16 protein-coding genes, 2 tRNA genes and 1 pseudogene are annotated in these 21,515 nt (G+C 63.1%); all 19 read right to left on the bottom strand.

From position 1 onward, the window contains the following. Positions 1 to 32: 32 nt before the first annotated feature. Entirely contained in the window at positions 33 to 434 is a 402-nt protein-coding gene (locus tag AB7F11_RS19135) for a hypothetical protein (protein WP_428290652.1), read from the bottom strand. Positions 435 to 1,210: 776 nt separating this feature from the next. After that, positions 1,211 to 1,588, bottom strand: coding sequence for a hypothetical protein (locus AB7F11_RS19130; RefSeq protein ID WP_428290651.1), 378 nt, complete (start codon positions 1,586 to 1,588; stop codon positions 1,211 to 1,213). Between the two features lie 425 nt (positions 1,589 to 2,013). Then, positions 2,014 to 2,089, bottom strand: a tRNA-Phe gene (locus tag AB7F11_RS19125). A 58-nt stretch (positions 2,090 to 2,147) separates the two neighbouring features. Next, positions 2,148 to 2,858, bottom strand: a complete 711-nt coding sequence (locus AB7F11_RS19120) for a response regulator (RefSeq protein WP_428290650.1) — start codon at positions 2,856 to 2,858, stop codon at positions 2,148 to 2,150. 30 nt (positions 2,859 to 2,888) lie between these two features. After that, complete coding sequence (locus tag AB7F11_RS19115) at positions 2,889 to 5,141, bottom strand: ATP-binding protein (protein ID WP_428290649.1); 2,253 nt, start codon at positions 5,139 to 5,141, stop codon at positions 2,889 to 2,891. A gap of 33 nt (positions 5,142 to 5,174) precedes the next feature. Beyond that, positions 5,175 to 5,858: a DUF4390 domain-containing protein gene (locus AB7F11_RS19110; RefSeq protein ID WP_428291407.1), complete on the bottom strand. Its 684-nt coding sequence runs from the start codon at positions 5,856 to 5,858 to the stop codon at positions 5,175 to 5,177. 34 nt (positions 5,859 to 5,892) lie between these two features. Then, positions 5,893 to 7,230: a 16S rRNA (cytosine(967)-C(5))-methyltransferase RsmB gene (rsmB, locus tag AB7F11_RS19105; protein WP_428291406.1), complete on the bottom strand. Its 1,338-nt coding sequence runs from the start codon at positions 7,228 to 7,230 to the stop codon at positions 5,893 to 5,895. 42 nt (positions 7,231 to 7,272) lie between these two features. Further along, positions 7,273 to 8,289: a M48 family metalloprotease gene (locus AB7F11_RS19100; protein WP_428291405.1), complete on the bottom strand. Its 1,017-nt coding sequence runs from the start codon at positions 8,287 to 8,289 to the stop codon at positions 7,273 to 7,275. Between the two features lie 16 nt (positions 8,290 to 8,305). Continuing rightward, positions 8,306 to 8,899, bottom strand: coding sequence for a LemA family protein (locus tag AB7F11_RS19095; RefSeq protein ID WP_428291404.1), 594 nt, complete (start codon positions 8,897 to 8,899; stop codon positions 8,306 to 8,308). A gap of 174 nt (positions 8,900 to 9,073) precedes the next feature. Then, positions 9,074 to 13,297, bottom strand: coding sequence for a DNA-directed RNA polymerase subunit beta' (rpoC, locus tag AB7F11_RS19090; protein ID WP_428300310.1), 4,224 nt, complete (start codon positions 13,295 to 13,297; stop codon positions 9,074 to 9,076). Positions 13,298 to 13,322: 25 nt separating this feature from the next. Beyond that, entirely contained in the window at positions 13,323 to 17,447 is a 4,125-nt protein-coding gene (rpoB, locus tag AB7F11_RS19085; RefSeq protein ID WP_428300806.1) for a DNA-directed RNA polymerase subunit beta, read from the bottom strand. A 259-nt stretch (positions 17,448 to 17,706) separates the two neighbouring features. Then, entirely contained in the window at positions 17,707 to 18,087 is a 381-nt protein-coding gene (rplL, locus tag AB7F11_RS19080; protein ID WP_428291401.1) for a 50S ribosomal protein L7/L12, read from the bottom strand. 43 nt (positions 18,088 to 18,130) lie between these two features. Then, a complete protein-coding gene (gene rplJ / locus AB7F11_RS19075) occupies positions 18,131 to 18,658 on the bottom strand; it encodes a 50S ribosomal protein L10 (RefSeq protein WP_428291400.1) in 528 nt (175 codons plus the stop codon). Between the two features lie 231 nt (positions 18,659 to 18,889). Next, positions 18,890 to 19,585 carry a 50S ribosomal protein L1 gene (gene rplA, locus AB7F11_RS19070; RefSeq protein ID WP_428291399.1) on the bottom strand — a complete coding sequence of 232 codons (696 nt, stop codon included), beginning with the start codon at positions 19,583 to 19,585 and terminating at the stop codon, positions 18,890 to 18,892. Beyond that, positions 19,586 to 20,017: a 50S ribosomal protein L11 gene (gene rplK, locus AB7F11_RS19065; RefSeq protein ID WP_137922451.1), complete on the bottom strand. Its 432-nt coding sequence runs from the start codon at positions 20,015 to 20,017 to the stop codon at positions 19,586 to 19,588. A gap of 119 nt (positions 20,018 to 20,136) precedes the next feature. Next, the gene (gene nusG, locus AB7F11_RS19060; protein WP_428291398.1) at positions 20,137 to 20,703 is read right to left on the bottom strand and encodes a transcription termination/antitermination protein NusG; all 567 of its coding nucleotides are present in this window, start codon (positions 20,701 to 20,703) and stop codon (positions 20,137 to 20,139) included. Continuing rightward, complete coding sequence (gene secE, locus AB7F11_RS19055) at positions 20,703 to 21,086, bottom strand: preprotein translocase subunit SecE (RefSeq protein WP_428291397.1); 384 nt, start codon at positions 21,084 to 21,086, stop codon at positions 20,703 to 20,705. The genes nusG and secE overlap by 1 nt, the downstream gene beginning before the upstream one ends. A gap of 142 nt (positions 21,087 to 21,228) precedes the next feature. Next, a tRNA-Trp gene (locus tag AB7F11_RS19050) sits at positions 21,229 to 21,304 on the bottom strand. An 80-nt stretch (positions 21,305 to 21,384) separates the two neighbouring features. Further along, positions 21,385 to 21,515 (bottom strand): annotated as a pseudogene (locus AB7F11_RS19045) (elongation factor Tu); the annotation flags it as partial.

Here is a 21,515-nt window from a genome sequence, read left to right as displayed (position 1 = left end):
TCTTCGTTGGCGGCATCCGCCGCTGGTTCTCGTCAAACGGCTTCGGACGGAGCGCGCTCTTTCTGGGCCGCGCCCCAGAGCTCGATCATCATCTCGGCCAGCTGCTGCGCCAGATCATTGTCGAAGCTCATGAGTTGGTCGGACGCAAGGCCTAAGGCCACGGCATGCAGCACAGCGACCACTTCGGCCTGCTGCTGAGACGTCGGTTTCCGTTCCATGCGGCTTTCCAGCTCAGCGACGGTCGCGTCGAGCAGCCGCTGCGAACCCAGAACCTGCCACGCAAAGTCGATGTCGTAGCGGTCCACCAGATCACGCAGGCTCTCGCCATCCTGACGCGCTTCGTCAGCGAATTGCTGGAGCGTGCGTGTGCAGAGCAGCTTGACCGTTCGCGACACCCATTCAGCGTTGACGGTCAGAGGTGTGTTTGGGGTCATGGGGCAATCCTGAAAAGCAAAAAGCCCATCGCGACGGATGGGCTTTTGCGAGATGTTTGGTGGCCTGGGGCGGAATCGAACCACCGACACGCGGATTTTCAAAGGGTAAAACCCAGGTCAGCGTGGCGAAGAGAAACGCAACCCCCATATGAATCATGCACTTAGCCGCACTCTAACGCGGCCTAGCGCATACTAACGCAGCCATTCTATTCCAAAAACGCCAGAAAAATGACAGAGAAATTTGCCCCTCCATAACGGTGTAGGCAAACATGGGGCGAGTGCAGCGCTATACGGAGCATCAGCAACTCTTGGTGTACCCACCATGGCCCCTGCAAGCCCGACCCTTCTGAACAAAGCCACCGTCTGCGAACGCCTGGCCGTCTCCCCCCGCTGCCTCGAGATGATGGTGCGCGATGGGGATTTTCCGCCCCCCGTGCGCTTGGGGCGCCACGTTTATTGGAGCGAGGTGGCCCTCAGCCACTGGCACACAACAGCGGTCGCCGCCCAAGAGCAATGGGCACCGGTTGGCAAATGGCAGCGCAATTGACGGCTTGAGGGTGCTCTGCAACCTCGATCAATAGAGCCGCGTTAGCCAGCTGGCGCGCGTCACGCCACCGAGCCAATGAGCTCGGCCCACAGCCCGTTCCTTGCCTCGCACCAACTAAATGCTGGGCTCGGCACGACCATGATCTGGCCCTCACACTCCGCAGCCAGCATCATTAGTCAGCGACGATATGAAGGCAATGGTCTATTGACAGATAGCAGGCCTGATGAATTTACCTTGCAACAAATTGCACCACTTCGCCGTTATCTCGCAAGTAGTGGATTACCCCATTGAAGAGACGAGCATCGTTGCATGCCGGTCCTCGTCCCCTAAGGTTTCCACAGATTTTTCCATCTTCTGTGTGCCAGTCTCCTGTGCCATTGAAGTTGGTGTTCGTATTTATGAAAAAGTAGCCGTTGCTCTTGTATTCAAGCCGCCAAGAGCCACCGTTGGCCAATTTGACGTCAAAAATTTTGTCCGCCAGTCGCTGTTTGAGCTCTTCAGCGTTGGGCTTAGTGGCCCCTTCCGGGAACTCCGCACCGAGCACGAGACTAGTGGAGCCAATACTGAGCACCATAGCGACAAGTGACCGTCGAACTGTCAGATTCATATCAACCCTCTGTTTGGATAACGGTTACCCCTGGCAAAATTTGAACCTCCTCGAGCGGTCACTTTTCAACGACCTTCGATTTGAAACATGCCCCATCCATCTGCCGCAACAGCGATCTGCACACTCGGGGCAATACTACGCAAACACACCAAGCCAGTCCATACCCAAATTTTGGACTCCACGGTGCGTCCCAGCGCATCCCTACGCGGAATAGGCACCTTGCGCCTCAGGTAATAGACACCGCTTTTGGGATGCTTGAATGGCTGGGGCATGAGAAAGCGAGAGCGGGAGGCCTTGCGCCTCGATGAGGCAACGATAGAAGGGTTCACGGTGTAACTGTTGGGTGCACCAGAAACCAACGGACATCATGTGAAGGCCAAAACAAAAAGCCCTTGATTCGTTAAGAATCAAGGGCTTGCATGTTCTGGTGGCCTGGGGCGGAATCGAACCACCGACACGCGGATTTTCAATCCGCTGCTCTACCAACTGAGCTACCGGGCCTTTGGAAGAAGCGAGATTGTAGCAGCTTCCTCGCCCCGGTTTTCCGGGGCTGGCGGGCTCAGAGGGCGTTGCGTTTGCTGCGCGCCAGGTCCACGCCAAGCTGCTTGAGCTTGCGGTAGAGGTGGGTGCGTTCCAGGCCGGTTTTTTCGGCCACTCGGGTCATGGAGCCGGACTCTTTGGCCAGGTGGTATTCGAAGTAGGCTTTCTCGAACTCGTCGCGGGCTTCGCGCAGCGGGCCTTCGAGGTTGAAGGATTGCGAGGCCTGCGGGCCGAGGTCGAGCATGGGCTCGTGAAGCACGCCACCGGTCATGACGGATTCAACCGTGAGTTCGCTGGCGGTGACGATGCCGCCAATGCGCATGGACGGCATGGCGGCGACGCTGTGGCTGTTGGCGGGCTTGGGGGAGGACTTGTTGAGACCCTGGTCCACTGCCTTGAGAAGTTTCTGCAAGGTGATGGGCTTTTCGAGGAACGCGGTGGCGCCGATGCGCGTGGCCTCCACCGCGGTGTCGATGGTGGCGTGACCGCTCATCATGATGACGGGCATGGACAAGAGGCCGGTGCTGGCCCATTCCTTGAGGAGCGTGACGCCATCGGTGTCGGGCATCCAGATGTCGAGCAGCACGAGGTCGGGGCGCAACTGAGAACGCACGGCGCGCGCCTGCGCGGCATTCTCGGCCAGTTCGACCGTGTGACCTTCGTCGTTGAGGATCTCGGAGAGCAGATCCCGGATGCCCAATTCGTCATCTACGACCAGAATAGTTGCCATGGCTCGGTGTGCTTCCCTTGGAGCATGTTGTCAATTCGCAACTGCGAATGATAACGACACTTGGGCACCCGTCACCTTGCCTTCGGTCATGCGATTGGCCAGATCGACCCGCCCACCGTGTTCGTCCATGATTTTCTTGACCACGGCCAGGCCCAGGCCGGTGCCTTTGGTCTTGGTGGTGACATAGGGTTCGAAGGCACGTTTGAGGATGTGCTCGGCAAATCCCGGCCCCTGGTCGAGCACGCTCAGGCGCACCCACTGCCCCGAGTCGGAACGGCGGGTGCGCAGCACCACCTGGGCGCCGGGCAGGCCAGCCATGGCGTCCTGCGCGTTCTGCACCAGGTTGTGCAGGGTCTGGCGCACCTGCTGTCCGTCGGCCAGGGCGAGCGGCAGGTCTTCGGCGAGCTCCAGGCGCACCGGCACGGCGGCGTGGTCGTACAGCACGAGGATGTCGCGCACCAGGGCGTTGAGGTCGGTAGGTGCGAGGCGGGCGGCGGGCAGGCGCGCGTAGTCGCGGAATTCGTTGACGAGCCGCTTCATGGCGTCGACCTGGTCGACGATGGTGCGAACCGACTTGTTGAGAATGGCCTGCTCGGCCGGCTGCACCTTGCCGTCGAGCTTCATGGCCAGGCGCTCGGCCGATAGCTGGATCGGGGTGAGCGGGTTCTTGATCTCGTGCGCGAGCCGGCGCGCCACTTCACCCCAGGCTTTGGCGCGTTGGGCGGAGACCATTTCGGACACGTCGTCGAACACCAGCAGGCGCTCGTTGTGCGGCAGCAGCGCGCCACGCGCGATGAGTGTGATGCCTTCGTCAAACGGGGTGTTGCCATCCGCACTGAGTTCGAAGGACTGTTGCCAATGGCCTCCTTCGTGCAGGGTCTGTTCGGAGAGAAAGCGCTCGAACTGCTGCAGCACGCCGGAAGCGAACGCTTCGAGCCCGGGCACCTTGGCCAGCGGCTGGCCCATGTGCAACGCCAACGGCGTGCGCAGGATGCGGGCCGCGCCCGGGTTGACGCTGTGCAGGCGCCCCTGTTCATCCAGCACCACGACGCCCGCGGTGAGGTTGTCCAGAATGGTCTGCAGGTTGTCGCGGGCGGCGTCCACTTGCTCCATGCTTTTCTGGACAGCGCCGCGCGCATCGGCCAGGTCTTGCGTCATGTGGGCAAAGGTGCGGGTGAGGCTGGCGAGTTCGTCGCGGGAGGTCAGCGCGGTCTTGGGCGCGAGGTTGCCAGCGGCCACTTCGCGCATGCCCTCGGCCAGCACCAGCAGCGGGCGCACGAGCTGGTTGCCCAGCAACACGGCCAGCAGCACGGCGCCAAACACGGCGAGGAACAGCGCCAGCGTGAGCGTGCCGATGTACATGCGACGCAGGCCTTCGCGCGTCAACGCGCGCTCCTGGTATTCGCGGTTGGCCACCTGCACGGCCAGCGCGTCGGTGACCAGCGCACTGGGCAGCGGAACCACCACCTGCAAGTAACGAGGCTCAGCGTTGAGCCCGAAATTGGGCGGACTCACGAGGGCCAGCACCTTGATGCTCGCCTGGCTGACGGCGATGAGTGCCTCGATGTCGGTTTCTGCGCCCTCTTCCAGCCCCTCGATCTGCGCCACGACACGCGAGTTGCGCGCATTGCGCAACTGCGCAGGCGTTGGCCGCTCGGGATTGATGTCAAACCGCGAGAGTCCCGAACTGCCGAGCGCCTGGCCGCTGGCGCTCCAGAGCACCAGATCGGTCACGCCAAGTTGTTCTCGCAAGCGCTCCAGGGCGAGCACGGCCGACGAGTTGGGTACGCGCGAAAGGCTCTCGGCCGCCACGCGGGTCTTGCTGCTGAGGTCAGCGGTGAGGGTCTCGAGCGTGGTGCGCCCTAGATTCAGGCCGGCGGTCAGCGCTGATTCCACTCGCACGTCGAACCAACTCTCGATGGAGCGCGAGACGAACTGGTAGGACACGGTGTAGATGAGCACGCCGGGCAGGATGCCCACCAGCCCGATGATGGCGGCCAGCTTGATCAGCAGCCGGCTGCCGAATTTGCCGCGTTTGAGGCGCAGAGCCAGACGCAGGGCCAGCCAGAGAATGACCAGCAGCAGGAATGCCGCCACGGCCACGTTGATGCCGACCAGCCAGGTGAAATTCTGTTCGTATAGCGCGCGGTTGTTGGTGGCCAGCGTGAGCAAGAACAGCAGCACCATGCCCACGCCGGCCATGAAGACCAGGCCGGCGCCCACCGCCCAGCGCACGGCGGCGGTCTTTCGGCGGGGGTGCAGGGGTTCGCTGGTGGGTGTCACGGTGGTCTGCGGTCGGGCTGGACCGCGAGGGTATCAGCGGGCAGGCTCGTACTTGGGCGTTTCGCCCGTCACTTCCACGGCCTGCACGCCCTCGGTCAGGAGCGGCTTGTCGGGCTCGACGCCTTCTGGCACGTCCAACGAACGCTGCAACTCGATGGCCCATTCGGGCTGATTGGCCATGCCGATCTGGAATGGGCGGGGCAACAGGGAGAGATCGAGGCGGAAAGCGAATTCGACCCGGTGGGAGGAGCCGGGTTCCAGCCGGTCCGCCCCCACGATGCGCCAGCGCGAGACACGCGCCACGCCAGCCAGGGCTTCCGAGAGGGTGTCGAAGTTCTGGTGCAAGGCGTACTGCAGGCCCGCACCACCATTGGAACTGCCGGTTTCGTTGGAGAGGCTCACTCGCCATCGGCGCGTGAGTGGCTGGTAGGCCAGACGCAGGGTGCGAAAGGCGGTGGTCACGCGCTTGTCGGTCCAATACCAGCGGTCGCGGTAGACGTCGGCGCGCCAGACAAAATACAGTGGCACAGCTTTGAGCAGTGCGTCTTCCACCACGGAAGAGGGGTTGATTTCCATGCGCGCCGAGAGGTACAGCGCCTCGGCGGTGCGCTGCAGGGTGAGCTGGTCGAGCAGCGGCGCCTGGGCTTGCGCGGGCCACAAAACGAGCCACGCCAGTGCCAGCCACAGATCCCGAAGCCGGCGAAAGGCCAGGCTCAAGCCCCGGCTCCGGCGCTCGGCGCAGCGGGGCACTTCAAGGCAGGGCCTTGTCGATCCGGGTGTAAAAAAAGCCGTCTTGTCCACCCGGATGATTGTCGTTGAACTCCCCGGAGGGGACCGGCAAACCCGGCAGCAAATGCCCCACGGAGGGGCGAACGACTGCCTCAGTGTGGTGCTCAAGGAACGCCCGGACCTGTTCGGAGCCCTCGGCGCGGAACACCGAGCAGGTGGCGTACAACAAACGACCTCCTGGTTTGAGCAGTGGCCACAGGGCCTCCAGCAGCCCGCGCTGCACGGCCACCAGCGCGGCCACATCGGCCTCACGGCGCAGCCAGCGCACGTCCGGATGGCGTCTCACGATGCCCGAAGCGGTGCAAGGAGCATCCAGCAAGATAGCGTCGAAGGGCCGACCGTCCCACCAGGCCTGCGGTCGGGCGGCATCGGCAGAGCGCACCTCGGCTTGCAGGCCCAACCGGGTCAGGGTGTCCTGGATGCGTTCGCATCGCCTGGGGTCCACATCCAGCGCGAGCAGATCGAGATCGGCGCGTTCGAGCAGATGCGCGGTCTTGCCCCCGGGCGCGGCGCAGGCGTCGAGCACACGATCGGCCCGGCTCCAGTCGCGACCCTCGAGCAGCAGATCGGCCGCCATCTGCGCAGCGGCGTCCTGCACCGAGCACTCGCCTTGAGCGAACCCGGGCAGGCGCTCCACAGGCTGCGCGGCCGCGAGTTCCAGGCCGTCGCTGCCCACCGGAGTGGACGTCAGGCCGACGGCTTGCAGGGCTTGCCGATAACTGGCGCGGTCGATGCGACGGCGGTTCACACGCAGCGTCATGGGGCCAGGCCGGTTGTTGGCCGTCAGGATGGCCTGCCAGTCCTGAGGGTGGTCTCGCCGCAGGCGCTCGATCCACCAATGGGGATGGTTCCAGCGTGCCACAGGGTCGCGCTCGACCTCGGCCTGCAGATCGGACTGCTCGCGCAGGAAGCGGCGCAGACAGGCGTTGATGAACGAAGCCTGGCGCTCGGTGGCGCGGTCGGCACGGGCGGCCTCCACGGCCTGGTTCACCACCGTGTGCGGCGCATAGCGCACGCCATCGGTGGGCTCGAGCAGCAAAGCCACCGCGCTGTGCAGGAGGCTTTGCACCGCCGCCTGCGGCTTGCGCTCGGCCAGCAGCGCCACCAGCGCGCGCGCCACGCCGAGGTGGCGCAGGACGTGAAAGGTGAGCGCCTGCACACCCGGCCGAAGCGCGGGCTGCACCTCGGGCAGCACATCGCTGAGCGAGCGGCCCTGCTCCACCGCGCGCACGCAACGGGCGGTGGCGCGCAACTGGGTGGACAGGCTGGGGGCGAGCGAAGGAGTGGCGGGAGCGGTCAACAGCGGATTCCGGAGGCGGGCCTGGCGGCGGGACCGCCAGTGTCACACACCGCCAACGGCGGGCGCTTCCTCGCGTGAAAGCGGCAGCGGTCCCATGTCGCGGCCATAAATGCGGCGGATGCGCTGCGCAATCGGCGGGTGAGAGTCGAGCCAGTGTGCGACCTGACCGCTCTCGTTGGCCACCAGCAGCATGTGCTGCACCAGCGAGCCGGTGGAACGGTTTTCGATGCCCTCGCGCCGCTGGGTGAGCACCTTGCGCAACACGCCACCCAGGCCGTCGCGGCTGCGCGTCCATTGCACCGCCCGGGCGTCGGCCAGGTACTCGCGCTGGCGCGACACCGCCGCCTGCAAGGCGTGCCCCGCGAGCCAGCCCAGCCAGCCTGCGGCCATGATGGCCAGCCCGATCAGAGCGGCGGCCATCCGGCGGTCGCGGGTGTCGGGCTCGAACAGATGCTGCCCCAGGCGAAACAGCATCTCCAGCCCGAAGACCATGCCTACCAGACGCATGTTCAAGCGTGTGTCGCCTTCACCGATGTGGCTGAGTTCGTGCGCCACCAGGCCTTGCAGTTCTTCGCGTGTGAGGTGATCGAGCGCGCCGCGCGTCACTGCCACGACCGCGTCGTCCTCGTCCCAGCCCGCGGCAAACGCGTTGATGCCCTGGTCGCGTGCGAGCACCATGGCCTGGGGTCGCTTCAGATTCGAAGAGATGGCCATTTCATCGACGATGTTGCACAAGCGCTGCTCGTCGAAGTCGCCCGAGGGCTGCGCCAGCCGCGCCCCCATTTGCTCGGCCAGGCGCTGACCACCGCCATCGGCCAGCCGCGAAGTCTCGACCCACCAGCCACCCAGGACGAAGAGCAGCGTGACAGCCGTGTTGACGGCGAAATAGTGGCGCGGGTAGGTCAGCTCACCCGGCATCCAGAAGCCCCAGGTGAGCCCCCAGGCCAATGCCAGCGCGGCATTGACCGCCACCACCAGCAGCGCCACGGTGAGTGCGAAGGCGAAAAGCAGCCGCCGGGTTTCGCCTCGGGCGTCGCGCTGGAATTCGAAGAAACGCATCAGGCGGGGCGGCCGCTCACATCTGGATGCGCAGGCTCGCCCGCTCTGCTTCGCTCGCGGTCGACTCCAGCATGCTTTGCGGCATGAACCCGAACAACCTCGCAATGATGAGCGTGGGAAACTGCGCGGCAGCATCGTTGAATTCGAGCACCTGATCGTTGTACGCCTGCCGCGCAAAGCCCACGCGGTTCTCGGTGCTGGCGAGCTCTTCGCTGAGTTCGCGCATGTTCTGGTCGGCCTTGAGGTCGGGGTAGGCCTCCACCACGGCAAACAGTTTGCCCAGGGCACCGCCCAGCAACTGCTCGGCGCCGGCCAGGGCTCCGAGCGCGCCAGCGTTGAGCGGGTTGCCCGCTGCCGTCTGTTCGGCGGTGCGCGCCTGGTTGCGCGCTGCAATCACGGCTTCCAGCGTCTGGGCTTCGTGCGCCAGATAGCGTCGCGCCACTTCCACCAGGTTGGGGATCAGGTCGTAGCGGCGCTTGAGCTGCACGTCGATCTGGCCAAAGGCGTTGGCAATCGCATTCTTCAGCCGCACCAGGCGGTTGTAGGCGCCCACCGCCCAGAAGAACACCACCAGGCCCACGGCCAGCACCACCCAGAGCGAGACGGACATATTCGGAACTCCTTGTTGGATTGCACAGCCCGCCCGCCGGCAGGCGCGGCCAATATACCCCAGCGTTTTCGAGGGGTTGCGTGAGGTTTGACGGCCTCGCAACGAAAAACGCCCCCGGTCGGATGACCGGAGGCGTCTGGAGATTCAGCGGCGCGCGAGGCGCTGCTTCAAGCCTTATTCAGAAGCTTCATTGGTGCTCGCTGCATCGGCCTGGTCCGCCTGGTCTGCGGCCAGCGAGATCGCGTCGGCTTCGGCGATGGCACGGCGTTCCTCGTCGTCCATCTTCTCCTTGACCTTGCGCGCCTCGTGGTAGGCCATGCCGGTACCGGCCGGGATCAGACGACCCACGATCACGTTTTCCTTCAGACCTCGCAGCTCGTCGCGCTTGCCCATGATGGCCGCTTCGGTCAACACGCGGGTGGTTTCCTGGAAGGAAGCCGCCGAGATGAACGAGTCGGTGGACAGCGAAGCCTTGGTGATGCCCAGCAGGATGTTGCTGTACACCGCCGGCAGCTTGCCCTCGGCACGCAACGCGTCGTTGGTGTTGAGGATCTCCGAGCGCTCGACCTGTTCGCCAGCGATGTAGCTCGAATCGCCCACGCTGTCGACGACCACGCGGCGCAGCATCTGGCGAACGATCACCTCGATGTGCTTGTCGTTGATCTTCACACCCTGGAGACGGTAGACGTCCTGCACTTCATCGACGATGTAGCGCGAGAGTTCCTCGATGCCCAGCAGGCGCAGGATGTCCTGCGGGTCGGCCGGGCCGTCCACGATGCTCTCGCCCTTGTTGACCACCTGGCCTTCGTGCACCAGGATGTTCTTTTCCTTGGGGATGAGCTCGTCCCACACCTTGCCTTCGGGGTCGGTGATCTGCAGGCGAACCTTGCCTTTGGTCTCCTTGCCGAACGACACGGTGCCGGTCATCTCGGCCAGCATGCCCTTGTCCTTCGGGCTACGGGCTTCGAACAACTCGGCCACACGCGGCAGACCGCCGGTGATGTCGCGAGTCTTCTGGCCTTCGACCGGGATGCGCGCCAGCACGTGGCCAGGGCCGACGTCCTGGCCGTCGCGCACTTCGAGCAGCGCACCAACCTGAAAGCCCACCGTCACCGAGTGATCAGTGCCAGGGATCTTCACTTCGTTGCCAGCAGAGTCAAGCAGCTTGACCAGCGGACGCACCACCTTGGCCGAGCCACGGTGCTTCGGATCGATCACCACCAGCGAGGACAGGCCGGTCACATCGTTGACCTGCTTGGCCACGGTGAGGCCCTCTTCGACGTTCTCGAACTTCACCTGACCGGCGAATTCCGTGATGATAGGGCGCGTCAGCGGATCCCAGTTGGCGAGAATGGCGCCAGCCTTGATCTGCTGGTCGGCCTTGACCGACAGCGTGGCGCCGTAAGGCACCTTGTGGCGCTCGCGCTCGCGACCATGTTCGTCGTGAATGATGATCTCGCCAGAGCGAGCGATCACCACCAGTTCGCCCTTGGTGTTGGTCACGTAGCGCATCGTGGCGTTGAAGCCGATCGAGCCGCTGGACTTGGCTTCCACGCTGGAGGCCACCGCCGCACGCGATGCCGCACCACCGATGTGGAAGGTGCGCATGGTCAGCTGCGTGCCGGGCTCACCGATCGACTGGGCTGCGATCACACCGACCGCCTCGCCGATGTTCACCAGGCCGCCACGGCCCAGGTCACGGCCGTAGCACTTGGCGCAGATGCCGAAGCGGGTTTCGCAGGTCAGTGCCGTGCGGACCTTGACTTCGTCCACGCCAGCGACTTCCAGCTCGTCGAGCATGTCTTCGTCGAGCATCTCGCCCGCGGGCACCAGCACCGAGCGCGTTTCAGGGTGGATCACTTCCTCGGCCGTGGTGCGGCCCAGGATACGGTCACGCAGCGATTCGATGACCTCACCGCCCTCGACGATGGCGCGCATCAGCGTGCCGTTGGTGGTGCCGCAGTCGTGGCTGTTGACCACCAGATCCTGCGTCACGTCCACCAGGCGGCGCGTGAGGTAACCGGAGTTTGCCGTCTTCAGCGCCGTGTCGGCCAGGCCTTTGCGGGCGCCGTGCGTGGAGATGAAGTACTGCAGCACGTTGAGGCCTTCACGGAAGTTTGCCGTGATCGGTGTCTCGATGATGGAGCCATCGGGCTTGGCCATCAGGCCGCGCATACCAGCCAGCTGGCGGATCTGCGCCGCAGAACCGCGTGCGCCCGAGTCGGCCATCATGTAGATGGAGTTGAAGGACTCCTGATCCACTTCCTTGCCGTGCCGGTCGGTGGTCTTCTGCTTGGCGAGCTGCGCCATCATGACCTTGGAGATCTCGTCGCCCGCCTTGCCCCAGATGTCCACCACCTTGTTGTAGCGCTCGCCAGCGGTCACCAGACCGGACGCGTACTGCTGGGCGATTTCCTTCACCTCGTTCTCGGCGCGGTCGATGATGGCGGGCTTCTCCTTGGGCACCAGCATGTCGTCCACTGCGATGGAAATCCCGGCGCGCGTGGCCAGACGGAAACCGTTCTGGAGCAGCTTGTCGGCGAACACCACGGTTTCCTTCAGACCGCACTTGCGGAACGAGGTGTTGATCAGGCGCGAGATTTCCTTTTTCTTCAGCGCCTTGTTCAGCACGTCGAACGGCAGGCCCTTGGGCAGGATCTCGGAGAGGAGCGCACGGCCCACGGTGGTATCCACCAGCGAGGTCGTCGACACCCACTCACCGGTGGCCTTGTCCAGCATCTGCTGGGTCAGGCGCACGCTGATCCTGGCGGTGATCTCCACCATGGCGTTGTCCAGGGCGCGTTGCAGCTCGGACAGATCAGCGAAGATCATGCCTTCGCCCTTGGCGTTGATGCGCTCGCGGGTGGCGTAGTACAGACCCAGCACCACGTCTTGCGACGGCACGATGGAAGGCTCGCCGTTGGCGGGGAACAGGATGTTGTTCGAGGCCAGCATCAGTGTGCGCGCTTCGAGCTGCGCCTCCACCGACAGTGGCACGTGAACGGCCATCTGGTCACCGTCGAAGTCGGCGTTGAAGGCCGCACAAACCAGTGGATGCAGCTGGATCGCCTTGCCTTCGATCAGGATCGGCTCGAACGCCTGGATGCCCAGGCGGTGCAGCGTCGGTGCGCGGTTGAGCATCACCGGGTGTTCCTTGATGACCTCTTCCAGGATGTCCCACACCACCGGCGTGCCGGCTTCAACTTCCTTCTTCGCGGCCTTGATGGTGGTCGCGATGCCCATGGCTTCCAGGCGCGAGAAGATAAAGGGCTTGAACAGCTCCAGGGCCATCAGCTTGGGCAGACCGCACTGGTGCAGCTTGAGCGTGGGGCCGACCACGATGACCGAACGGCCCGAGTAGTCGACGCGTTTGCCCAGCAAGTTCTGGCGGAAACGACCGCTCTTGCCCTTGATCATGTCGGCCAGCGACTTCAGCGCGCGCTTGTTGGCGCCGGTCATCGCCTTGCCACGACGGCCGTTGTCCAGCAGCGAGTCCACGGCTTCCTGGAGCATGCGCTTTTCGTTGCGCGCAATGATCTCGGGCGCCTTGAGTTCGAGCAGGCGGCGCAGGCGGCTGTTGCGGTTGATGACGCGGCGGTACAGGTCGTTCAGGTCCGAGGTCGCGAAGCGGCCGCCGTCCAGCGGCACCAGCGGACGCAGGTCCGGCGGCAGCACGGGCAGCACGTCCAGCACCATCCACTCAGGCTTGATGCCAGACTTCTTGAAGGCTTCCAGCACCTTGAGGCGCTTGGCGTTCTTCTTGATCTTGAGTTCAGAACCCGTCAGGTCGTTGCGCAGCTTCTCGATCTCGATATCGAGGTCGATGGCCTGCAGCAATTCCTTGATGCCTTCGGCACCCATCTTGGCAATGAACTCGTCGCCGAATTCCTTGCGCTTGGCGTCGAAGTCGTCCTCGCTCATGATCGCGAACTTCTTCAATGGGGTCATGCCCGGATCAACGATCACGTAGGCTTCGAAGTACAGCACGCGCTCGATGTCGCGCAGCGTCATGTCCAGAATCAGACCCAGACGCGAAGGCAGCGACTTCAGGAACCAGATGTGAGCGCAAGGTGCCGCCAGGTCGATGTGGCCCATGCGCTCGCGGCGCACCTTGGTCTGCGTGACTTCAACGCCGCACTTCTCGCAGATGACACCGCGGTGCTTCAAGCGCTTGTACTTGCCGCACAGGCATTCGTAGTCCTTGATGGGGCCAAAGATCTTGGCGCAGAACAGGCCGTCGCGTTCGGGCTTGAACGTACGGTAGTTGATGGTCTCGGGTTTCTTGACTTCACCGAAGGACCAGGAACGGATTTTTTCCGGCGAAGCAAGGCCGATGCGGATCGCATCGAAGTGCTCGTCGGGCGTGAACTGCTTGAACAGGTCGAGCAAAGATTTCATGGGTACTTTCCTTAAGTTCGGTGAATCAGGAACGTTCCAGCTCGATGTCGATACCGAGCGAGCGGATTTCCTTGACCAGCACGTTGAACGACTCGGGCATGCCCGCGTCAATCGTGTGCTCGCCCTTGACGATGGATTCGTACACCTTGGTGCGGCCTTGCACGTCGTCGGACTTGACGGTGAGCATTTCCTGCAGGATGTACGACGCGCCGTAGGCTTCCAGCGCCCACACTTCCATTTCGCCGAAGCGCTGACCGCCGAACTGCGCCTTGCCGCCCAGCGGCTGCTGGGTCACGAGCGAGTACGGGCCGGTGGAACGTGCGTGCATCTTGTCGTCGACCAGGTGATGCAGCTTCAGGAAGTGCATGTAGCCCACGGTGGTCTTGCGCTCGAATGCGTCACCCGTGCGGCCGTCGTACAGCTGCGCCTGGGTGCGGGTTTCTGTCAGACCCTTGACCTGTGCGATGTCGTCCGGATACGCGAGCTTGAGCATGGCGCGAATCTCGTCTTCCGAGGCACCATCAAACACCGGCGTGGCAAACGGCACACCGTGCTGCAGGTTGTCGGCCATCTCGAACACGTCAGCGTCGCTGAGCGCGCCGAGCGTTTCCTTCTTGCCGGCCTGGTTGTAGATCTGCTCCAGGAACTGGCGCACCTCCGTTGCTTTGGCCTCGGCCTGCAGCATGTCACCGATGCGCTGGCCCAGGCCCTTGGCGGCCCAGCCCAGGTGAACTTCGAGCACCTGGCCCACGTTCATGCGCGAAGGCACGCCCAGCGGGTTGAGCACGATGTCGGCGGGGGTACCGTCGGCCATGTAAGGCATGTCTTCCACGGGCACGATCTTGGAGACCACGCCCTTGTTGCCGTGACGGCCGGCCATCTTGTCGCCAGGTTGCAGACGTCGCTTGACGGCCAGATACACCTTGACCATCTTGAGCACGCCCGCAGGAAGTTCATCACCCTGCGTGAGCTTCTTGCGCTTCTCTTCGAATGCGAGGTCGAAGCTGTGGCGCGTCTGCTCCATGGAGTTCTTGATGGACTCGAGCTGGGCAGCCACGTTGTCGTCGGCCGGGCGGATGTCAAACCAGTGGTACTTCTCGACTTCATCCAGGTAGGCTTTGTCGATGGTGGTGCCCTTGGCCAGCTTCTTCGGGCCGCCGTTGGCGAGCTTGCCGGTCAGCAGCTTTTCGATGCGGTCGAACGCATCGGCTTCCACGATGCGCAGCTGGTCGTTCAGGTCCAGGCGGAAGCGCTTGAGCTCGTCGTCGATGATCTGCTGGGCGCGCTTGTCGCGCGTGATGCCTTCGCGGGTGAACACCTGCACGTCGATCACGGTGCCTTGCGAGCCCTGGTCCACGCGCAGCGAAGTGTCCTTCACGTCGGAGGCCTTTTCGCCGAAGATCGCACGCAGCAGTTTTTCTTCCGGCGTCAGCGTGGTCTCCCCCTTGGGCGTGACCTTGCCGACCAGCACATCGCCGGGCAGCACTTCGGCGCCCACGTAGATGATGCCGGAATCGTCCAGGCGGTTGAGCTGCTGTTCGGCCAGGTTGGGGATGTCGCGGGTGATTTCCTCCGCGCCCAGCTTGGTGTCGCGCGCCATCACCACCAGTTCCTCGATGTGAATCGAGGTGTAGCGGTCATCGGCGACCACGCGTTCGGAGATCAGGATCGAGTCTTCGAAGTTGTAGCCATTCCAGGGCATGAAGGCGATCAGCATGTTCTGGCCGATCGAGATTTCACCCAGGTCGGTCGAAGCGCCGTCGGCGATCACGTCGCCTGAGGCGAGCTTGTCGCCCTTCTTCACGATGGGACGCTGGTGGATGTTGGTGTTCTGGTTGGAACGCTGGTATTTGATGAGGTTGTAGATGTCCACACCCACTTCGCCTGCCACCGCTTCGGCGTCGTTCACGCGGATCACGATGCGCGTCGCGTCCACATAGTCGACCACGCCACCGCGCTTGGCGGTCACCACGGTGCCGGAGTCGATCGCAGCGACGCGCTCGATGCCGGTGCCCACGAGGGGCTTCTCAGGGCGCAGCACAGGCACCGCCTGACGCGACATGTTGGCACCCATCAACGCGCGGTTTGCATCGTCGTGCTCCAGGAAAGGCACCAGCGAAGCGGCCACCGAGACGATCTGCGCGGGCGACACGTCCATGTACTGGATGGTGTCGGCCGGGGTCAGGATCGACTCGCCTTTTTCACGGGCAGAGATCAGGTCACCGGTCAGGCGGCCTTCGGCGTCCAGCGCGGCATTGGCCTGGGCGATGACGTACTTGCCTTCCTCGATGGCCGACAGGTAGTCGATCTGGTTCGTCACCTTGCCATCTATCACGCGGCGATACGGCGTTTCAATGAAGCCGTATTCGTTCAGGCGCGCGTACAGGGCGAGCGAGTTGATCAGGCCGATGTTCGGGCCTTCCGGCGTTTCAATCGGGCAGACACGGCCATAGTGGGTCACGTGCACGTCGCGCACCTCGAAGCCAGCGCGCTCGCGGGTCAGGCCGCCCGGGCCCAGGGCTGAGACGCGACGCTTGTGCGTGATCTCGGCCAGCGGGTTGGTCTGGTCCATGAATTGCGACAGTTGCGAGGCGCCGAAGAACTCCTTGAGCGCCGCAGAAATCGGCTTGGAGTTGATCAGGTCGTGCGGCATCAGCGGTTCTTGCTCTGCCTGGCCGAGGCGTTCCTTCACAGCCTTCTCGATGCGCGCCAGGCCTGTGCGGTACTGGTTCTCGGCGAGTTCGCCGACACAGCGCACGCGGCGGTTGCCCAGGTGGTCGATGTCGTCGACTTCACCACGGCCGTTGCGCAGGTCCACCAGAATCTTGACCACAGCCAGGATGTCTTCGTTGGAGAGCACCATCGCGCCGGTGGATTCGTCGCGGCCCACGCGGGCATTGAACTTCATGCGGCCCACGCGCGAGAGATCGTACGTGTCCGGGTTGTAGAACAGGCGGTGGAACAGGGCCTGCACGGCGTCTTCGGTCGGCGGCTCGCCGGGGCGCATCATGCGGTAGATGGCTACCCGCGCAGCGAATTCGTCGGCGGTTTCGTCGATGCGCAGGGTCTGCGAGATGTACGCACCCTGGTCAAGTTCGTTGGTGTAGAGGCACTGCAGATCCTGCACACCGGCGGTGCGCAGCTTCTTCAGCAAGGCTTCGGTCAGCTCTTCGTTGGCCTTGGCGATGATCTCGCCGGTGTCGGCGTCCACGATGTTGCGGGCCACGACGCGGCCGATCATGAAGTCTTCAGGCACGCTGATATGCGTGGTGCCCGACTGCTCCAGCTCACGGGTGTGGCGCACGGTGATGCGCTTGTCCTTGGCCACCACCACTTTGCCGCTCTTGTCGGTGATGTCGAAACGCGCCACCTCACCGCGCAGGCGCTCGGGCACGAAAGCCATCTGCGCACCGCTGTCCATCAGGCGGAAGTGGTCGTTGACGAAGAAGTTGGCCAGAATGGTTTCCGGCGTCAGGCCGATGGCCTTGAGCAGGATGGTGACCGGCATCTTGCGGCGGCGGTCGACACGGAAGAACAGCACGTCCTTGGGGTCGAACTCGAAGTCGAGCCACGAACCACGGTAGGGAATGATGCGCGCGGAGAACAGCAGCTTGCCCGAACTGTGGGTCTTGCCCTTGTCGTGCTCGAAGAACACGCCGGGCGAGCGGTGCAGCTGAGACACGATCACGCGCTCGGTGCCGTTGATGATGAAGGAGCCCTTCTCGGTCATCAGGGGAACTTCGCCCATGTAGACCTCTTGCTCCTTCACTTCCTTGATCACCTTGGATTGGGCGGTCGACGACTCGCGGTCGTAGATGATGAGCTGCACGCGCGCGCGCACCGCCGAGGCGAAGGTCAGGCCACGGGTCTGGCATTCGCGCACGTCGAAGGCGGGCTTGGCCAGGTTGTACTCGACGAACTTCATCTCCACGAAACCGTTGTGGGAGACGATCGGGAAAGCGGCTTCGAACGCCGCCTGGAGGCCTTCGTTGGTGCGTTTCTTCGGTGCGCTGTCGGCCTGCAGGAACGCGGTGTAGGCGTCCTTCTGCATCTGGAGCAGGTAGGGAATCGCGAGAACGTTTTCGCGGGTACCAAAGCTCTTGCGGATGCGCTTGCGTTCGGTGTAGGAATATTTCGATGCTGAGGCCATGAGATCTCCGGGCTTGAGGTCTGCGGCGACTGTCTTGCCTACCAGGGATGGACTCCTGGTGGCTTTCTTGGTGGCTGGCCTCTACCAACCATTGGCGGACGGCCTGTGCATTGCACACAGGCCCGAACCAAGTCGTCTTCTGCAGTCGGGGTCAGAAGACACTCAAAAACGGGGTCACGGACCGCGCTTGTGGGTGTGCTCTGAAAGCACAGAAGGCTGGAGGCCCTTTCGGGCACTCCAGCCTCGGGACACGAGCAAATTACTTCAGCTCGGCCTTGGCGCCGGCTTCCACCAGCTTCTTCACAGCGGCTTCCGCGTCGGCCTTGGCGATCGCTTCCTTGACGTTCTTCGGAGCGCCATCCACCAGATCCTTGGCTTCCTTGAGGCCCAGGCCGGTGATTTCGCGCACGGCCTTGATGACCGAAACCTTGTTGGCGCCAGCCTCGACCAGCACCACGTTGAACTCGGTCTTCTCTTCTGCAGCAGCGGCTGCGCCGCCACCGCCGCCACCAGCGGCCGGAGCGGCCATGGCGGCTGCGCTCACGCCAAACTTCTCTTCGATGGCTTTCACCAGGTCGTTGAGTTCCATGACCGTCATGCTGTCCAGCGAGGTCAGAAATGCGTCTTTATCGAATGCCATTTTGATTTCCTAACAATTGGTTTGAACGAACGTGCCGCGCCACTCAGGCAGCAGCCGCTTCTTCTGCTGCCGGTGCGGCAGCGCCTTCGCCTTTTTTGGCCGCCAACGCGCCCAGCACCACGGCCGTCCGCGAGATGGGGGACATCAGCAAGCCGCACAGCTGAGCCAGCAACACTTCCTTGGAAGGGATGTTGGCAAGCGTCTTCACGCCAGCGACGTCCAGGACTTTGCCTCCGTACACGCCACCGCGAATCACCAGCTTGTCGTTGGTCTTCGCGAAATCGGCCACCACTTTCGCGGCGGCCACGGCGTCTTCAGAAAAGCCATAGATCAGCGGGCCGGTCATCTGGTCAGCGGCCACTTCAAACGAGCTGCCAGCCACCGCACGGCGGGCCAGGGTGTTCTTCAGAACACTCAGGCTCACACCATTGCTGCGGGCTGTCACGCGCAGTTTGTCCATGTTCGCGACCGTGATGCCACGGTATTCCGCCATCACGAGCGTTTGAGCTTTAGCGGCGAGGCTGGTCACTTCAGAAATGACCGCTTCTTTCTCACTGCGATTCAGACTCAAGGTCTACTCCTTAAATGTGCCTTCGGCCCCTGAGGACCTGCGGCACGCCTCATTGCAGCGACCAACTGTTTCGGAACTTGTTCCATCTGCAGCGGGATCGCCATCTGCGTTGGCTTGTCACAATTAAGCTGGTTTGCACCAGCACCAACGGTCTTGGATGGCCCCCGGACCAGCTTGCGCCGGCCCCGGGCCCACCACACCCGGGCCCCGAAAGGCCCGAATCCCTTGCGATTACGCCGAGATGGACTGGGTGTCCACGCGGACACCCACACCCATCGTCGACGACACCGCCACCTTGCGCAGGTAGACACCCTTGCTGGTGGCGGGCTTGGCCTTGGTCAACGCGTCCAGCAACGCCACCAGGTTGCCCTGGAGCTTGTCGGCATCAAACGAACGGCGGCCGATGGTGCCATGCACGATGCCTGCCTTGTCGACACGGAACTGCACCTGACCCGCCTTGGCATTGCGCACGGCTTGCGCCACATCGGGCGTCACGGTGCCAACCTTGGGGTTGGGCATGAGGCCGCGCGGACCCAGGATCTGACCCAGGGTACCGACGATGCGCATCGCGTCCGGCGAGGCAATGACCACGTCGAAGTTCATGTTGCCACTCTTGATCTCGGCAGCCAGGTCGTCCATGCCCACGATGTCGGCGCCGGCGGCCTTGGCTTCTTCAGCCTTGGCGCCCTGTGCGAAAACCGCCACGCGCTTGGTCTTGCCGGTGCCATTGGGCATCACGACGGCACCACGCACCACCTGGTCGGACTTCTTGGCGTCCACGCCAAGCTGAATCGCCACGTCGATCGACTCGTCAAACTTGGCGTTGGCGCATTCCTTGACGATTGCCAGCGCGTCCGTCAACGGGTACAGCTTGTTGCTGTCGACCTTGCCTTCGAAGGCTTTCTGTTTTTTGGTCAGCTTGGCCATTTACACGCCCTCCACAATCACGCCCATCGAACGGGCCGACCCAGCGATGGTGCGCACGGCGGCGTCCACATCGGCTGCGGTCATGTCTTTCATCTTGGTCTTGGCGATCTCTTCGAGCTGTGCGCGGGTGATCTTGCCGACCTTGTTCTTGTTGGGCACCGAGGAGCCCTTGTCCAGCTTGATGGCCTTCTTGATCAGTGTCGTCGCCGGCGGCGTCTTGATGATGAAGGTGAAGCTCTTGTCCGCAAAGGCCGTGATCACCACGGGCAGCGGCAGACCGGGCTCGACGCCCTGGGTCTGGGCGTTGAACGCCTTGCAGAACTCCATGATGTTCAGGCCGCGCTGACCCAGCGCCGGACCGATCGGTGGGGAAGGATTGGCTTTACCAGCTGGCACTTGCAGCTTGATGAAACCGACGATTTTTTTCGCCATTTTTCAGCTCCTGCGAGTGCAAACGGTTGCCATGAAAGGCAACCTCCTCGCGGTTGGGGACCCGGGAAAGATCAGATGGCACAGGCGTCGGGCCGACCCGCCTGTGCCACGAAAAACGATCAGGTCTTCTCGACCTGGCTGAACTCCAGCTCCACCGGCGTCGCCCGACCAAAGATGGTCACGGACACGCGCATCTTGTTCTTCTCGTAGTTGACCTCTTCAACGGTACCGTTGAAGTCGGTGAAGGGGCCTTCCTTCACGCGGACGTATTCGCCCACGACGAATTCGACCTTGTGGCGCGGTTTGTCCGTGCCTTCTTGCATCTGATTGACGATCTTCTGAACGTCTTCCTCGGAGATCGGTGCCGGGCGGTTCTTCGCGCCGCCGACGAAACCGGTCACCTTGTTGGTGTGCTTGACCAGATGCCAGGTGTCGTCGTCCATCACCATTTCAACCAGCACATAGCCAGGAAAGAACTTGCGTTCGGTGGTGCGTTTCTGGCCGTTTTTCATCTCCACCACCTCTTCGGTGGGGACCAGGATGCGGCCGAACTTGTCCTGCATGCCAGCCCGAGTGATGCGCTCGATGATGTTTCGCTCGGCGGCCTTCTCCATGCCGGAATAGGCATGCACCACGTACCAGCGCATACCCTCGGCAGCGGTCAAGGGACTGTTTTGCTCTGTCATCATTTTCTCCAGCCCAGGATCAGGTCGTAAAACACCCATTCGACGGTCTTGTCGGTCAGCCACAGGAACAGGGCCATCACGAACACGAACGCGAACACGTAAGCCGTCATCTGGATGGCCTCCTTGCGGGCGGGCCAAACGACCTTCTTCACTTCGCGCCAGGCATCACGGCCAAAGGCCAGCAACTGCTTGCCGGATTCGGAGATGGCAAACACCACCACCGCAGCAGCCAGCAGCACGACCAGGGCACCCCACTGTGCCAGCGCGCCTTGAGCGGACAACAGGTAGAAGGCCACGAACGAGCCCAGGAGGAGCGCAATGGCAGCCGCCAGCTTGGCCTTGTCGGCGCCGGAGTGGACGGTTTGAACTTCGGAAGTGGCCATGACGATCCAGACAATACTTTTCAAAACGCGTGAAAAAGCCAAAAGCTTGAGACACGCAAGCCCACCAGAGGTCTTCACGACTTCGGTGGGCTTGTGACACCACAAAACAGGGTGGATTCGGCCTCCGGCTAATCCTGTTGAGTGGCAGGGGCAGTAGGAATCGAACCTACAACCTTCGGTTTTGGAGACCGACGCTCTGCCAATTGAGCTATACCCCTACTGGCGATACCCCACGAGGGCTGTTAATCAGTTGAGGCCGAGCACATCGCCTTCGCGAGTGGTCTGCCTCGCAAGGTCCTTAAGCGATGATCTTGGCAACCACGCCGGCGCCGACGGTGCGACCGCCTTCGCGGATGGCAAAGCGCAGGCCTTCTTCCATGGCGATCGGGGCAATCAGCTTGACCGTGATCGACACGTTGTCACCCGGCA

This window comes from Hydrogenophaga sp. (assembly GCF_050250835.1).
Classification (GTDB): Bacteria; Pseudomonadota; Gammaproteobacteria; order Burkholderiales; family Burkholderiaceae_C; genus Hydrogenophaga.
The sequence above is the reverse complement of the archived record's forward strand: the minus strand, read 5'-3'. Positions and strand labels throughout refer to the sequence as shown.